Source organism: Chryseobacterium sp. CFS2 (assembly GCF_036543225.1).
Taxonomy (GTDB): domain Bacteria; phylum Bacteroidota; class Bacteroidia; order Flavobacteriales; family Weeksellaceae; genus Chryseobacterium; species Chryseobacterium culicis_A.
On the sequence record NZ_JAZHQU010000016.1, the window covers coordinates 12,686 to 28,982 of the forward strand.

At 32.3% G+C, this 16,297-nt stretch carries 13 protein-coding genes and 1 tRNA gene; all 14 read right to left on the reverse strand.

Translation table 11 applies throughout. The annotated features are described in order from the left end of the window. Positions 1 to 4 precede the first annotated feature (4 nt). Entirely contained in the window at positions 5 to 1,129 is a 1,125-nt protein-coding gene (locus tag ODR02_RS23270; protein ID WP_309513694.1) for a glycosyltransferase, read from the reverse strand. Next, entirely contained in the window at positions 1,129 to 2,229 is a 1,101-nt protein-coding gene (locus ODR02_RS23275) for a hypothetical protein (RefSeq protein WP_309513695.1), read from the reverse strand. The genes ODR02_RS23270 and ODR02_RS23275 overlap by 1 nt, the downstream gene beginning before the upstream one ends. Continuing rightward, entirely contained in the window at positions 2,213 to 3,133 is a 921-nt protein-coding gene (locus ODR02_RS23280) for a glycosyltransferase (protein ID WP_309513696.1), read from the reverse strand. Before ODR02_RS23280 ends, ODR02_RS23275 begins: the two co-directional genes overlap by 17 nt. Continuing rightward, on the reverse strand, positions 3,130 to 4,347 hold the full coding sequence (locus tag ODR02_RS23285) for a hypothetical protein (RefSeq protein ID WP_209785646.1): 1,218 nt from the start codon (positions 4,345 to 4,347) through the stop codon (positions 3,130 to 3,132). The genes ODR02_RS23280 and ODR02_RS23285 overlap by 4 nt, the downstream gene beginning before the upstream one ends. Before the next feature lie 62 nt (positions 4,348 to 4,409). Next, positions 4,410 to 5,393, reverse strand: coding sequence for a glycosyltransferase (locus ODR02_RS23290; RefSeq protein WP_309513697.1), 984 nt, complete (start codon positions 5,391 to 5,393; stop codon positions 4,410 to 4,412). 1 nt (position 5,394) lies between these two features. Then, a complete protein-coding gene (locus ODR02_RS23295) occupies positions 5,395 to 5,826 on the reverse strand; it encodes a serine O-acetyltransferase (protein WP_309513698.1) in 432 nt (143 codons plus the stop codon). A 1-nt stretch (position 5,827) separates the two neighbouring features. Then, complete coding sequence (locus ODR02_RS23300; protein ID WP_309513699.1) at positions 5,828 to 7,081, reverse strand: oligosaccharide flippase family protein; 1,254 nt, start codon at positions 7,079 to 7,081, stop codon at positions 5,828 to 5,830. Beyond that, positions 7,074 to 8,087: an NAD-dependent epimerase gene (locus ODR02_RS23305; protein ID WP_309513700.1), complete on the reverse strand. Its 1,014-nt coding sequence runs from the start codon at positions 8,085 to 8,087 to the stop codon at positions 7,074 to 7,076. Before ODR02_RS23305 ends, ODR02_RS23300 begins: the two co-directional genes overlap by 8 nt. Next, positions 8,087 to 9,253 carry a nucleotide sugar dehydrogenase gene (locus ODR02_RS23310; RefSeq protein WP_309513701.1) on the reverse strand — a complete coding sequence of 389 codons (1,167 nt, stop codon included), beginning with the start codon at positions 9,251 to 9,253 and terminating at the stop codon, positions 8,087 to 8,089. The genes ODR02_RS23305 and ODR02_RS23310 overlap by 1 nt, the downstream gene beginning before the upstream one ends. 15 nt (positions 9,254 to 9,268) lie before the next feature. Next, a complete protein-coding gene (locus ODR02_RS23315; RefSeq protein ID WP_309513702.1) occupies positions 9,269 to 10,564 on the reverse strand; it encodes a nucleotide sugar dehydrogenase in 1,296 nt (431 codons plus the stop codon). Between the two features lie 49 nt (positions 10,565 to 10,613). Continuing rightward, the gene (locus ODR02_RS23320) at positions 10,614 to 12,959 is read right to left on the reverse strand and encodes a GumC family protein (RefSeq protein ID WP_309513703.1); all 2,346 of its coding nucleotides are present in this window, start codon (positions 12,957 to 12,959) and stop codon (positions 10,614 to 10,616) included. A 3-nt stretch (positions 12,960 to 12,962) separates the two neighbouring features. Beyond that, the gene (locus ODR02_RS23325; RefSeq protein WP_309513704.1) at positions 12,963 to 13,673 is read right to left on the reverse strand and encodes a polysaccharide biosynthesis/export family protein; all 711 of its coding nucleotides are present in this window, start codon (positions 13,671 to 13,673) and stop codon (positions 12,963 to 12,965) included. Positions 13,674 to 13,998: 325 nt separating this feature from the next. Beyond that, positions 13,999 to 15,906, reverse strand: coding sequence for a polysaccharide biosynthesis protein (locus ODR02_RS23330; protein WP_309513705.1), 1,908 nt, complete (start codon positions 15,904 to 15,906; stop codon positions 13,999 to 14,001). A gap of 290 nt (positions 15,907 to 16,196) precedes the next feature. After that, positions 16,197 to 16,270, reverse strand: a tRNA-Asp gene (locus ODR02_RS23335). Between the last annotated feature and the right edge of the window lie 27 nt (positions 16,271 to 16,297).

The following is a 16,297-nucleotide window of genomic DNA, read 5'->3' on the forward strand; positions in this document are numbered from 1 at the left end:
TTTTTTATGTATATAATTGTTGGTATACTTCAGCTATTTTCTTCCAGTCATGATTTTCTAACAATTGTTCAATATCAAAACTATAATGATCTCGTTTTTGGATTAAACGTTCAAGTCCTCGTTCGATTGCAGAAACAGAAGTGTCTTCCACTTTTTCCCCGATCGTATCATCATAAAAACCGTCGATCCCTTCATTTTGCGTGTACATCACCGGTAAACCCTGCAGAAGCGCTTCTATATAGACCAAGCCAAAGGTTTCTGCTTTGGAAGGCATTGTAAAGTAGTCGCTTCGTTCGTAATAGGATTTTAAAACAGGCAGACTGTCTACTTTTCCTACAAACTCAAAGGAATGATCGTTTTTAATAGAATCCATAATCCTTTTCTCGTCATTTCCACCTCCTCCAATCAGTGTTAATTTTATCCTATTCTGAATTTTGTGATTATGATTCTTAACAGCATTAATAAGGTTGAAGACATTTTTTCCCTTATTAAATTTCCCTATATAAAGCAACTGAATGCTTTTTTCATCCTCTACAGTTTTCCTTTTCTCAACTCTTGATTCTATCCAGTAAGGATCTACCCCATTTGGGATCACCATTACTTTTTGCTGTAGATCGTTCAGGATATGAGACAGGCGGGGATCTTCCAGCATTCTTTTTTTATAGACTGCCGAAATGGTTATGATCTTATTTGCATTCAGAAGTATTTTTTTACCATAGCCTCTTTCGTGCAGAAAATATTTTAAAAACACATTAAGATCCGTATTACGTACGGCTAATATGTAGGGAATATTATATTTTTTATGAAGCTCATAGGCTACTCCACCATCACTATACCATGTGTGAGCATGAATAAATCTGACGGTCTTGAGGTCTATTTTTGCTTCAATGTCTTGTACTATTTTTTTTATTTTTTTCTTATACAAAACCCGATCTGCATATTTTGATAAAATATGGCTGTAGATAATCTGAGAGCGGGTATTTTTAAAATCTATTTTATTTTTCCCTATTCTGGAAACTTCCCTAAATGGATTATATACAATCTGCTCTACCCCGTTATTATCCAGTTCCCTCACTAAATTCTTATAAACTGTAGATCCTGAGTAATCGTTTGTAATGTGAAGTATCATTATGGATAAATTGAATTAAACTGCAGCTCTAAAGAAGAATTGCTAATTTTATTACTGTAATTGGTAAGATTTTTTTCGATTAATGGATATAAACTGGCATCAAAATAGATAAGTTTCATCCAGCCATCGGATATTTTCCATCCTGTATTCTGTACACTTGGATCTGTAGAACCATCTACATTATCGGCAATACTATCTCCTTTAAGAATCTTAAGCTTCAAGGTATTGCAGAGGTAGCTGAAATTAAAGTCAGCCCAATTGGCATTTCCCAATTCTTTTGCTTTTATTAAATATAATACGACATGATTTCCATGCGATACATCCTGTACAACCGGTTTATAATTTTTAATTTTCTGTAGCGCCTTACAAAAAGTATCCGGATAGGTACTGTTCCACGTATAATACAAAACGCTACCTGTGCCTTTATTTAAAACCAATGCTTTTTTAAGCTGCTGATCAAACTGATTTACAAATGTGGCATATGAATTTTTATTGGATTGATCATACTTCATCAGATATAACGCAACAACAGCCCAATTTGCTCCGGTGTGAAGCCTCTGATGAAACAATAATGAATAATCTCCATATTGGCTGAAGCTTCTGTCTTTCCATTTATCGAAGGAGTATTTTAAACCACTTTCTATCGCCGGCTGATAATTTGTATACAGTTTATTCTTGGTTAATATATCCAAAAACTCACCGATGTATCTGAAAAAATAGCCTTCTGAAATTAAATGTTCCTTTCCGTTCTCTTTTGCATTCTGATTGCCTTTTCCTGCATTCATCACCCAACCATTTTTTTGGTATGACGTATTCGAATTGCTATCAATAAGAATGGGTTTTATGACAGAAATATTAGTATCAATGTATTTTTTATCTTTTGTCTTAAGATACATATTGTTATTTGCATTGATAAAATATCCTAATGCCATGAAATCGTAAGTATTTTTACTCACCGATGACAGTTCCATTTTCTGCACACCAAAACTTTTGGATGCCTGCATATCTGCATTATATCTGCTTACTCTGTTTTGCTGAGCAAAAGAAAAGCTAAATAATAATACTGCACTAAGCTTTATAAAATCACTTAAATATTTCATAATTATTAATATTATAATTTTGAATCAGATTCTGTAACTGCTTATCATTACCTCCATCTGCCACATTTTCCTGGCTTAATTTAAAGAGTGAATTTTTATTTTCAATGGGAATTAAGTTTGAAAAATAACTGGATTTCACGGTCTTTGTCTTATTCAACTGAGCCATAATATTCAGCCAGACATCGTCTGCCATAAAACATAAGCTGACAAAAGCATCTTTGTTTACAACTTCTTCACTAAAAAAATCAGTCTTATACAAAGTTCCTCCCCCACTTGTGTGAAATAGATCAAATGTTGGTCCAAAATTTCCAAAGACTTTTTTCCATTTAGAATATTTGCTTATAGTATTATCATCATTTCTCACGATTTTATGCGCTCTGTGACAACAAATTGTATCAGGAAATTTTTCATGCAAATCCATTAAATCTTTAATGATATTGGATGGATAAAAAATATCATCATCTATTGTTATGATAACATCGTTTTGATACTCCTTAAAGGCATAGTAATATTTTTTATGAGACCTGAGATCTTCCTCTACAAATTTTATTTCTAATTGCTTCTTTTCATAGTACCCCAGCAAATTATCCGGTATATCTTTTAACCCATTCGGAAATTGATCTTTTGCTAAATACAATACAATTTTATTGGGAAGCAAAGTTTGTCGTAACATACATTCTATAACCATCCATAATTTGGATATCCTTCCCGGAAATGTTGTGAGTGATACGATAATATTTTCCTTATCACCTAATGGCAACCTTGAATCTTTTTTTGTAAGATTAAGGTATAGTGGTAATATCAGATTGCTTAGCTTTCTAATAATAAACCTGAATAATGACTCGATCTTATTTTCTTTAGATCTTAATGAAGAATAAACCCTATCTAAAAAATCAATTATCATTTTATATTTTTATTTTTGATCATGCTATTTTGTTTAGCAACAACATTATTAACACCTAACGCGATAAAAAACAATAACAGATAGAGGTTCAAATTCGCTAACCCTTTAAAGTTTAAAATAATTATCCAAGATAATACGATTAAACAAAATGCTTTGAAGATCCACGAAGGGCTTTTTTTTGACAGTAAATAACATAAGTATGCCTGATACATCATATAGAGTACGGTGGAGATGATCCCAAAATAGAAAATCATTCGAACATACCCTATATCTGATCCCATATAATATGAACCATTTGGGTTTTGCATCCTTCCATCTCCAATGACCCATGTTTTTAATGTCTTTGGAAATTTATACATACTTATAGACCCTTCAGTTGAAGAACTTGTAAGTTCTCCACTTTTTTGATAATTAATAAATAATTCAAAAACAAAATTAAAAACCCTGTCAATACGCTCTTGATTTCCTATTGAAATCATTATTGAATATATTACCATTGTTATTACAAGAATTGATGGGATAACCTTATATATAAGTCTAAGGGTATTTCGGGGATCAATCAAAAGGTATAAAACTAATCCCAAGCAAATAGCAACGAAAAAAGTTCTTCCTGTCATCAATCCGGCAATTATGATTAACACAAAGGATATTATATAAATTGTTTTTCTTTTATATAAATCAGTTTTTAAATAGGGAAGAATAATAGCTATGAAAAAAGCAACAGCATATTTTATTACACCCGTAAAAAAAGCACTTCCAACACCTATTAATCTTTTTTCAACCTGTCCTAATCTACTTGTTAAACCCTGACTTGCATTTTGAGATAACAAAGAAGTATAGGCGTCAAATATAGATGGTACGAAAAAGAAAACCAAAGAAATAATAGCCTGTAATGCTGCAAGGATAACAATGGAATCTAATAAATTACTAACAATTTTATCCTTATTAATTTTATATAAAATATAAATGATAAGATAGGCTGGAAAAAAATACAAAAAGATATCAAAATGATCTTTAAAATAGTAAAGATCAAGTGAACTATAGTTCCAGTTCTGAACAATTAGTATTACAACTAAAATTAATAATGAAGCAAAATAAAATGAGCTGAGATTTTTAATCTTAAAAACTAATTTTCTGTATGGAATATCCACGAAAATAAACCCTAACCCCAATACCTGAATAATTCTATCGGTTGGGATAGGGAAAAATTTCATATATATAGGATATATATAGCAAAATAATAATATATATAAGAATATTTTATACTTCATTTATTTTACTGAATAATTTTTGGATTTTTCCTAATATGATTTAAGAGTATAGTTTTCTTAAGAGAATTAGGTATTCTATTATTAAAAAAATCGTGTGTTATGAAATAAAACAGACTGGAAACACTATAATTATCTAATGATAGATAATAACAAATTATAAAATTTGTAAGTTGATTTCTAAATAATAATTCACTTCTATCTTGAAAAACTTTTAATTCTTTGATTTCGTTAATTGTTATTTTAGAGGGAATTTTATAATTTCCTTTAGTATTTTTATTAATAAAAAACTCAATATGATTTTTTATTATTTTACTTTTATTTGTTCTCTGTAATTGCTTTTTATTACTAGTAATTTGATTATCTGTTATTCTATATTTTAATAATATATCTTCAAGATTACCAATCTTTCCTATCTTAATAATAGTATTCCACAACTCATAATCCTGAGTCACTAAAAAGTCCTCATTATAGCGAACTCCCATTTCAAAAAAAACTTCTCTCCTAATGATAGCAGTAGGATGTGGTAATGGAGGATAGAGTGGACTGGGAATAACAAATTTTTCCAAAATTTTTGTCGAATCCGTCTCTATATGTAGAAGTTCACTTGTATTACCAAATTTTTCTATGCTACCGCCTGAAGCTAAAATGTCTTTATTTGAGTTCATAAAGGCTATTTGCTTTTCAAACCTATCTTTAACAGAAATATCATCAGCATCCATTCTGATAATATACTGACCGGTAGACATGCTGATCGCCTTATTTAGTGACTTTGTTAAACCTATATTGGATTCATTAATAATGAAAATAACTCTGTTATCACTTTCACAAATTGAATGTATATATTCTTTTAATTCAATATTATCAGGTTTATCTAATACTATTAAAAATTCAAAGTCTTTAAAAGTCTGATGAATAATGGATTCGATTGATTCCTTAACCCAATCAATCTTTTCATTATAGACAGACATTATTACACTTGCACTAACCATACTATTTCTTTTCAATCTTTTTTGCAGGTACTCCTGCTACTATAGAGTTCTCTTCTACATCAGTAAGAACTAACGAACCCGCACCGATGATGGCATTGTTTCCAATTTTCACATTACCTATTATTATACTATTAGGATATACCGTTACATTATCACCTAAGGTTGGGTATTTACTGGTTTTATAGTTTGCCGTATCTTTAGATCCAATGGTAACATTTTGATATATGGTACAATTATTTCCTAAAACCACTTTCTGCCCTATCACAATTCCTATTGGGTGAGGAAAGTTTGTTTTTTGTTTTTTTATATACTTAAGACCTACTGTAATGTGATTATTAACAAAAATTCTTACATTATTAAGGCAAAATATACTGTAAAATAAGTTGTACACATATTGGTACAGTTTTATCAAATTTCTATATAACTTCTTCATATTAAATTAGTTTTTCTTTTTTACAGATAATATATCTATATAAAGTATCAACAAAAAATGATAATAAATAAACACCAACAAACACATATATGTTGAAGTCTACTTTTAGAATAGTTTTAAGTAATAAGTAAACCAGAATATATATGAAACTTGATATGATCATACTATAAAGTACATGTCTGTCATATCCGTATACATTCAAGCAATTTCTTCCTAACATTGTTCCGATGGAATATATAGGAACCATCACACTCATTAAAATCAAAACAGGATATGCATTTTTTATTTGATTATTTGAAAGAAGATCAATAGCCATATTTCCAAAAGCTATATATAAAAGAGTCATGGCTATAGATATTACTGTAACGAATTTTAAAAGCTTTAAAAAGAATTTTTTATTTTTTTCCTTCGCTAGCTTTGGAAAAACCGTTTGACTAATTAAGTCTATTACAGTATTTGCTATATTCAACAACTTTGAAATTAAATCAAATACAGCAACCTCATTAAAGCTAAGAACATTCTTAATTAAAATAAGATTTAAATTTGATTTCAAAGAATTAGAGCCAAGTGCCAATCCCATTATATAGGAACTTTTTATATGATAAATAGTCTCTTTAAATGAGGGTTTTATTAATCTTATTCCATCTTTATAAAGAATATAAAGCGAGCAAATAATTCCTACAAGGGAACCTGCTAAATTTATTATAGGAAAAAGTACATAGTCATTTTTCGATTTGATAAAAATAAAAATACAAATAAAGAAAATCACCCTGCTGACAAGAGTAATCATCGTTATATATTTCATTTTTTCAACTCCCTGAAAATAATATATTGGAAAAAAAACTTCAAATAATCCCAGCCATAATAAAGTGTATAAAAATAAAGAAAAGTGTTGATGAATATCATTTATATATATGCTCAACAAATACAAGATTAAAAGCGAAATAACAAAAAATAAAACTTTAGCAAAGTAAGTAGCTGATATTATCTCTGATATTCTTGATAAGTTATCTCTATTTTGGGAAATTTCTCTAGTTGTTGTAATACTGAATCCGAAATTTACGAAAATAACAAAATATCCAACAACCGCCTGAGAATATATTAATAATCCATAGTTACTTTGACCTAATGTTTTCAATAAATAAGGATAAGTAAAGAGCGGTAAAAACAATGTTACAATTTTGATAATTGATAAATAAGAAAAATTCTTTACCAATTTTTCGTTGTTTTTAATTATGCTGATTAGCTTATTCATTTGTATAATCACTAAACCATTCAACAAATTTTGAAACGCCTGTTTCTATAGGTACAATACACTTATATCCTAATTCATTCAACTCAGTAGTGTCTGCCCAGGTTCTTACAACGTCTCCCGCCTGCATTGGCATCATTTTTTTATTTGCTTTTAATCCTAAAGAATTTTCCATGCACTCAATAAAATATAATAATGATACAGGAGATCCGTTTCCAATATTGAATAATTGATAAAAATTACCTTTATCAGAAGGATGGTTGAGAGTAACGATAATTCCCTCTACAATATCATCAATATAGGTAAAATCTCTGCTCATTTCTCCATTATTGAAAACCTTTATTTCTCTATTATTGGTCATAGCATCAGCAAACAGCATGGGTGCCATATCTGGTCTTCCCCAAGGTCCATATACTGTAAAAAATCGCAAACCAGAGGTTGGAAGTTTATATAAATGGCTATAAGTATGTGCCATTAATTCATTTGCTTTTTTGGTTGCAGCATACAAACTTACCGGCTGATCCACTTGGTCATTTTCACCAAACGGAATTTTATCGTTTTCACCATATACAGATGAACTTGATGCATATACCAGATGTTTAATTTTGTTGTGTCGGCAGCATTCTAATACGTTTACAAAACCTACCAAATTACTGTCAACATAAGCCATCGGATTTTCTAAGCTGTATCTAACACCTGCCTGAGCAGCCAAATTAATTACATAGTCAAAATTTTGTACTTTAAAAAGATTGGGCAAATTTTCTCTATCCTCTAAATTCAAACGTATAAAACTAAATTTTGAAAATGTAAAGGATTCAACTAAATTATTTTCCTTTTCGGCTTCTGATCTATGTATACCTAATTCTTTTAAACGATCATATTTCAGGTTTATATCATAATAATCATTGATATTATCCAGACCTACAACGACATAGCCAAGATTTAAAAGTTTTTCACATAAATGAAAACCAATAAATCCAGCACAACCTGTTATTAATATTTTTTCCATTAGTTATTTCCAAATAAATCTCTAGTATATACTTTACTTTGGACATCAGATAGTTCAGTAGTGTTACGGTTAGATATAATTACGTCACACTCTTCCTTAAATTTCACTAAATCTTTTACCACTTTGGAACCGAAAAAATATTCTTCCTTAAGAGCCGGTTCAAACACTTCAACTTCAACTCCTTTAGCTTTAATCCTTTTCATTACACCTTGTATAGCAGATGCTCTGAAGTTGTCTGAACCTGATTTCATGATCAGACGGAAAACGCCTACTTTTTTTGGTTTTTTGGCAAGTACAGAATCTGCTATAAAGTCTTTACGGGTTCTGTTTGCATCTACAATGGCCTGAATAATATTATTAGGAACAGCGTTATAATTTGCCAAAAGCTGTTTGGTATCTTTAGGCAGACAATATCCTCCGTAGCCAAAAGACGGATTATTATAATGCGAACCAATTCTTGGGTCCAGACCAACACCTTCTACAATCTGACGGGTATCCAGTTCATGGATCTGTGCATAGCTGTCTAATTCGTTGAAATAAGCCACACGCAATGCTAAGTAGGTATTTGAAAACAATTTAATTGCCTCTGCTTCTGTAGGATTTGTAAATAAAACTGGAATATCCTTTTTTATGGCACCTCCTTTCAGTAATTCTGCAAAAATTTTTGCGCGCTCACTCTGTTCTCCCACGATAATTCGGGAAGGATATAAATTATCATACAGGGCTTTGCCTTCTCTTAAAAATTCAGGAGAAAACACCACATTATTTGTATTTAGTCTGCTTTTTAACTCTGCAGTATAACCCACCGGAACTGTAGATTTAATAATAATTACAGCTTCAGAATTATATTCTGCAATTTCCTTTATTACATTTTCTACACTGCTTGTGTCGAAGTAATTTGTTGTAGGATCATAATCTGTGGGCGTGGCAACAATAATATATTCAGCTTTATCATAAGCTTCCTTTCTATCTAAAGTAGCTTTAAAATTAAGCGGTTTTGTACTTAAAAATGTACTGATCTCTTCATCCTCAATAGGCGATTTTTTAGAATTAAGCAATTCTACTCTTTCCTGAACAATATCTAAAGCTACAACTTCATTATGCTGGGCCAATAAGACGGCATTAGACAAACCTACATATCCTGTTCCTACTACTGCTATTTTCATTTTCTAATTTCTTTTTTATAAACGATTATCGTATTTCTCTAAAATTCCTTTAACATCATATACAACCCCACCTTCTTTTAAATAACTGGAAAGATCAATATTCAGGAATTCATCATGAGAAACTGTGAGAACAACTGCATCAAACTTCTCTTTAACATCTTCCATAGAATTTGTAGATGTAATGCCATATTCATGCATTACTTCTTCCGGATTCGCCCACGGATCATACGTTGTCACATTGATAGAATAGTCTTCCAGTGCATTAATAACATCTGCTGCTTTCGTATTTCTTACATCCGGACAGTTTTCCTTAAAGGTGATTCCAAGATTCAGTACTTTGGCATCTGTAATGTTGATTTTTTTCTTGATCATTGTTTTTACCACCTCGGAAGCAACAAACTGCCCCATGGAATCATTCAGTCTTCTTGCTGTAAGGATCAACTCAGAATAGTATCCTACATCCTGCGCTTTCTGAGCAAGATAGAAAGGATCTACCCCAATGCAGTGCCCTCCTACCAATCCTGGCTTGAATTTCAGGAAATTCCATTTGGTTCCTGCTGCTTCTAAAACTGCATGTGTATCAATATTCAAGAGATTAAATATCTTTGCAAGCTCATTCACAAAAGCAATATTAATATCACGCTGTGAATTTTCGATCACTTTTGATGCTTCAGCTACTTTGATAGTCGGTGCCAAATGTGTACCTGCTGCAATTACAGATTTATATAATTCGTCTACTTTTTTACCAATTTCCGGTGTAGAACCTGAAGTTACCTTTAAAATCTTCTCTACGGTACGTTCTTTATCTCCCGGATTGATTCTTTCAGGAGAGTATCCTGCAAAAAAATCTTCGTTAAATTTCAATCCCGAAACTTTTTCCAGCACAGGGATACATTCTTCTTCTGTAACGCCAGGATAAACAGTAGATTCATAAATAACAATATCTCCTTTTTTCAATACCTTCCCTACTGTTTCAGATGCTTTATATAAAGGCGTCAGATCGGGACGATTATGTTTGTCTACCGGTGTAGGAACAGTTACGATATAGATGTTTGCTTCTTTAATGTCTTCCAGATCACATGAGCAAAGCAATCCTTTTGATGAGCTTGAAAAGGGATTCTCTTTTACTAAAACCGGCTGCAGTACTTCATCTTCTACCTCCAAAGTAGAGTCTTTTCCGTTGTTAAGTTCTGCAATTCTGGCCTGATTAATATCAAAACCAACTACCGCGTATTTTGTTGCAAATAAACGGGCCAGAGGTAATCCTACATACCCCAGTCCGATTACCCCAATTTTATTCTGTATATTCATATTAAATGTGATGTTCTTACTTTATTTCTATGTCTATTTTTGAAGATGATTATTTATTAAAAAGTTTTTGCCACCAGCTTTTCTTATTATCAGCTGTATATCCGTAACCATAGCCATAGTTGTAACCGTAGCCATATCCTCCTACATTTTTAGCAACATCATTAATTACGAAAGAGACATTTTTAATTTTTGATTCTTTTACGAGTTTATTTGCAAATTCTATTAATATTCTTCTTGATACTCCTGATCTTACAACATATATAGAAGCATCAGCTGTATCAGAAATACTCAATGTATCTGAAACCAACATCAGCGGAGCGGAATCAATCACAATATATTCGTAACGGGATGACATCTCACTGATAAGCTTCTGATAACGACCGTTAGAAAGAAGTTCCTGAGGATTTGGAGGAATAGATCCTGCATAAATGACATCACATTCAGGATTGGTATCGGAAGTATGGATAAGATCTTCCACATTTATCGTTTCATCATATAAATATTCCGTAAGACCAGTATTCTTAATACGCTCATCATCATATCTCTGTATCTGTGGATTTCTAACATCCGAACCAATTAGTAACGATCTTCCGTTTTTGCTTCCCAATGTCAGAGCAAGATTCACTGAAACCAGTGTTTTTCCTTCTCCTTTCACTGAAGAAGTTACCAATATGACTTTCGCCGAATCTTTCTTAGGAAGTACAAATTTAAGATTGGAAACCAATATTCTGAATGATTCTGCTAATTCTGAGAAATCGTTTCTCTGTACAAGGTGATTCTGATCGTCTTTCAGCGAAGGAATATCTACGAGTACCCCAAGTGATGAAATTTCTGCAATATCGGCACGATTGTAAATTTTATCATCCCACATAAAGAAAAGATAAAATATTCCTGCAGGTGCAAGCAATCCTAATATAAGTGCAGCCAACAGAATTATAATCTTCTTTGGAGAGACAGGTGCATCAATTGTATAAGCAGGATTTACAATTTTAGCTTTCGGAACATTAACAGAAAGATTGATTGCGTTCTCTTCTCTTTTCTGTAAAAGGAAAAGGAAAAGCTGTTCTTTAAGATTCTGCTGACGTTCGATACCTCTGTAAACTTTCGACTGTCCGGGAACTTTTTCAATCATTCCGTTACTGGCAGAAATCTGACTGTTTATCTGTGCAATAGATGCCTGAATTGTAGCCTTTTGCTGACTTATATTATCTCTTACAATTTCTTTCAATGATGAAATTTCCTTATTCATTTCTATCACAGCAGGGTTTTCATTGGTAGCCTGCTTCAGAGTTTTATTTCTACTAATAACAAGAGTGTTATATTGTGAAATTGCCTGTTCCAGAGAAGGGTTTAATCCTAAATTAGAAGGCATAAGCTGATTAGAACCCTTGGAAGCTTCAGATTGAAGAGAGTTAAGGAGATCCAGCTGCGTTTGCTGCTGAAGAAGTTGTTTTGTGTTATCGGTCGTATTTTGAAGCGCCAACTGCGCCTGCGCCTGCAAGTCTACAATTCGGTTACGGTTCTGGAAGTCTTCTTTCTGATTTTCAACGCCAGAAAGATCTCGTGAAATAACTTCTAATCGTTTATCAATAAACTCCTGAGTATTTTGAGCTTGTAAGTTTTTATCTCTTAGCCCATCCAGGTTATACTGTTTGGTTACTTCATTAAGAATAGCTTCTGATTTTTCAGGAACAGTTCCTATGATGCTAATGTCCATAAGCATCGCTTTCTGATCCGGAATATCAACCTGAACCTTTTTTTCCAAAGATTTTACCTTCTCTTGAGGATTCCAGAACACAATTTTATATTTATCCTTAAAAGTAAGTCCCGGAACTTTTTGGAGAACTACAGTTCCGAAATCAAGAGCCAGATTTTTATTGAAACTACCTTTTATTTTTTTCTGATCTATACCCTCTAAAACGAAATCATTTCCATTGACTTCTTTCACAAGATATTCGGATGAAACAAATTTCTTGATATCAGTTTTATAAGATATAATTTTGGCTTCGATAGGTACTTTTATGAATAATTCAGAATCCCTTATTTCACCAGAGTTATAATATTGTACATTGAGATTAAGGTTTTCAACAACCTTCATCAAAATAGGTCTGGAACTTACTACAGCAACCTCACTTTTAAGCTCGTCTGCATTTCCCAAGCCAAGCCCAAGATTGTCAAGGTCAATCAAAGCACCACTTAGATCCGATTGTTTTTTATCAAATTTTAGAGTTGTGGTAGACTGATACTGAGGTACAGCATACCGAAGATATACAAAGGCAACGATAACAAATAATAATACAGATGCTATAAACCAAGGCCATTTGCCTAAATACTTTCCAATGATCTTTCTCAGATCTAAAGACTCTTCACTTTCCTGAAATTCTATCTGCTGCATATTTTATCTACGAGTTAAAGCAATAATAAGTGTACCAGCTGTCAGTAAAGCACCAATAATCTGGAATGTAAGGGCTCTGTTCGGATTAGAGTTGGCCTGAACCTGTTTGTTTTTGTCCGGCTGTACATACAATATGTCGTTCTGCCTCATATAATAGTACGGTGAATTTACAATATCTGATCTCGTAAGATCAACATTGACAATCTGATCTGATCCATCATCTCCGGAACGGATCAATTTTACATTGGTACGGTCTCCAAAATCTGTCATATCACCCGCAAGACCAAGAGCCTGGAAAATATTGATCTTTTGGGAAATACTTTCTTTCTGTCCAGGATTCTTTACTTCCCCTAAGATGCTTACATTAAAATTTTTCAGGGTAATCGTAACCAAAGGGTCTGTCAGGTATCTTTTCAACCTAGTTTCCAGGTCCTGTTTAAGCTGTACCTGCGTCATTCCTTTAGTATATACATTTCCTATTACAGGAAAATAAATATTTCCTTCTTCATTTACCAAATACTCACTTGGCTGAACATATTGATTTACTCCGGTATTAGAATTGCTTCCTACTTTATTTGTTGTATTAAGATTGAAAGGTTTTACAGCAACTTCATCAAGTGCGGAAACAAGAATGAGAAGCACATCTCCTTCCTGAATATGCAAGCCCTGATATTTTGCTTTCGCAACCTCCTCTTCCATGTTATGTTTCGACATATAAACCATATTCTGCTTCGGTCTGCATGATAACAATATAACCGATAACAGTGTTATATATGTAATAATCTTTTTATTCATATGTTATTATTCTAAGTCTACTTGTGTTATTATTTTAAATCTATTTAAATTAATTTAAGATACTTATTGTAAGAAGCTAACCATATATTTCACTATTTTACGAGTAATTTTACTGGTGTAAAGCGTATATTAATCTGTATATTTAAATTAATTCTTTCTCTAGCAATTTTCATTCCGTTTGGAAATAAAATAGCAAAATTATTATTTTATATTAGTTTTTTGGTTATTTTATTCTTTAATTTCATCAAGATACTTCATATTCAGATATCTTATCAAGAATTTCAAATTCGGAATTATTGCTTATAAATTCCGGCACAATGGTTTTTAATATTCTCACAATCTGCAAACTATCTTTATTCATTGCTGACAGAATAATTTGTTTACACAAAATTTCTATCTCTTCAAACTCCATAAGCGGATCTCTTGAGATCATAATCTTCTCATGATGGGTAGGAATAGTGGTAGAATGATCTGTTAATAGTTCCTCATACAGCTTTTCACCAGGTCTTAAACCTATAAAGTCTATTTTGATATCAATACCCGGAGTATATCCTGATAATTTTATCATTCTTTCCGCCAAATCCAGAATTTTAACCGGTTTACCCATATCAAAAACATAAATTTCTCCTCCCTGCCCCATTGTTCCTGCCTGCAGTACCAATTCGCAGGCCTCAGGAATAGTCATGAAATAACGAATGATATCAGGATGAGTAATCGTCACCGGACCTCCTTTTTCAATTTGTTTTTTGAAATGGGGTATTACGGAACCATTGGAACCTAGTACATTTCCAAAACGGGTTGTAATAAATTTTGTTGTGTTCTGCGAAGAATTTTGCAGAGACTGCACAAAGAGTTCAGCGGTCCTTTTAGAAGCTCCCATCACGTTCGTAGGGTTTACAGCTTTATCTGTAGAAACCATCACAAAACGATTAACATTGTATTTTTTTGATAAAAGTGCTACATTTTGAGTCCCGCCAATGTTTACGAAAATAGCTTCATGCGGATTATCTTCTATTAAAGGGACATGTTTGTATGCTGCGGCATGATAAACTATTGAAAACTGATTATCATCAAACAATTTTTCCATTCTGGAATAGTTCGAAATATCCGCCAATACAAATTTGAACCTTTGATTAGGGAATCTTTCCAACAACTCAAGCTGTAACTCATATAAAGGAGATTCGGCCTGATCTACAACAACAATAAGTGAGGAATTTAACTGGGCAACCTGCCTTACAATTTCACTTCCTATAGATCCGGCTCCTCCGGTTACTAAAATATTTTTATGAACATGGTAACTCTTTACCTCATCATTTTCTATTTTAATGACCGGGCGATCAAGTAAATCTTCTATCTGAAGCGGGCGGATATTTCTAACAATATCATCTTCTTTTGTGATATTGACTACAGATGCTTTTAACACCTTCAACCCATTATCCAATGCAAGACTGGTCCATTCTTCCATCTCAGACTTTGTCATAACATCCTTGATTAAAACCGCATCAAATTGACCTTTCAGCGTATCACTTTTGAAAAATTGTTTTTTATTATAAATTTTATGACCAAGCAACATTGCCTTTTGAGAATCTGATCTTGTGCTAAGAAATCCTGCCAGACGGTAAGGATGATCGGGATTATGAATAATAGCCTTTGCTAATGAAATAGAAGTATCTTCCACCCCTACAATAACAATTCTTTCTTTGTGTGCCACCTCCTTAGGAAGCAAAATACCAAAAACCTGTTTGGTTGCCATTCTGAAAAAGAACATCAGAAAAATAGAGATAAAGAAAAATAGAAAAAGAACAGGATACAAATACACAGGCTTACCTAATATCAATTCTGACATAAAATTAAGGCCCAGCATAGCAATAAGAGCACTACCCGAAGACCATAAAATTTTAAAAAAATCAAAAAAAGTAGAGTGCCTTATAATTCCCGCATACGTTTTGAATAGAAGTATACACAAAACATTCACAACAACTACGGAAAATATTTTTTCATTTTGATATTCTGCAAAATTAAATTTTACTTTTAGACCATTTAAAAGCAAATATGAAACTAAAACAGAAAAAAAAATGACAGAAATATCAATAAGAAAAACCGACCACCTGGGCATATACCTTAACTCCCTGATTTTAAATACATCCCCCATATACAAATAAACCTAAAACACCATTTTCATTAATTCAACACCTGGTGGTTTTTATTATCAAACGAAGATAATAATTATTATTATTAATTTTAATATTATATGTTAATTTTTATTCAAAATATAATCTTCCGTATCAGGAATATTTTGAGAATAAAGTTAAAAAAGTAAAACCATTGCACAGCTTACGAGAAAGGCTTTTCATACTCATTCTCCTCAAACATATAACACAAAAAAAATACTGTAAAATAGATCTATTTTACAGTATTCTGACTACTTTAATATCGCAGTTGCGATCCGGACGGGACTCGAACCCGCGACCTCCGCCGTGACAGGGCGGCATTCTAACCAGCTGAACTACCGGATCAATTTTTTTAAAAGAAATTGAGAAAAC

Bases quoted from the DNA above. Each gene is read 5' to 3' on its own strand.
- ODR02_RS23270 (WP_309513694.1), bottom strand. From the start codon at position 1,129: ATGATACTTCACATTACAAACGATTACTCAGGATCTACAGTTTATAAG.
- ODR02_RS23275 (WP_309513695.1), bottom strand. From the start codon at position 2,229: ATGAAATATTTAAGTGATTTTATAAAGCTTAGTGCAGTATTATTATTT.
- ODR02_RS23280 (WP_309513696.1), bottom strand. From the start codon at position 3,133: ATGATAATTGATTTTTTAGATAGGGTTTATTCTTCATTAAGATCTAAA.
- ODR02_RS23285 (WP_209785646.1), bottom strand. From the start codon at position 4,347: ATGAAATTTTTCCCTATCCCAACCGATAGAATTATTCAGGTATTGGGG.
- ODR02_RS23290 (WP_309513697.1), bottom strand. From the start codon at position 5,393: ATGGTTAGTGCAAGTGTAATAATGTCTGTCTATAATGAAAAGATTGAT.
- ODR02_RS23295 (WP_309513698.1), bottom strand. From the start codon at position 5,826: ATGAAGAAGTTATATAGAAATTTGATAAAACTGTACCAATATGTGTAC.
- ODR02_RS23300 (WP_309513699.1), bottom strand. From the start codon at position 7,081: ATGAATAAGCTAATCAGCATAATTAAAAACAACGAAAAATTGGTAAAG.
- ODR02_RS23305 (WP_309513700.1), bottom strand. From the start codon at position 8,087: ATGGAAAAAATATTAATAACAGGTTGTGCTGGATTTATTGGTTTTCAT.
- ODR02_RS23310 (WP_309513701.1), bottom strand. From the start codon at position 9,253: ATGAAAATAGCAGTAGTAGGAACAGGATATGTAGGTTTGTCTAATGCC.
- ODR02_RS23315 (WP_309513702.1), bottom strand. From the start codon at position 10,564: ATGAATATACAGAATAAAATTGGGGTAATCGGACTGGGGTATGTAGGA.
- ODR02_RS23320 (WP_309513703.1), bottom strand. From the start codon at position 12,959: ATGCAGCAGATAGAATTTCAGGAAAGTGAAGAGTCTTTAGATCTGAGA.
- ODR02_RS23325 (WP_309513704.1), bottom strand. From the start codon at position 13,673: ATGTCGAAACATAACATGGAAGAGGAGGTTGCGAAAGCAAAATATCAG.
- ODR02_RS23330 (WP_309513705.1), bottom strand. From the start codon at position 15,906: ATGGGGGATGTATTTAAAATCAGGGAGTTAAGGTATATGCCCAGGTGG.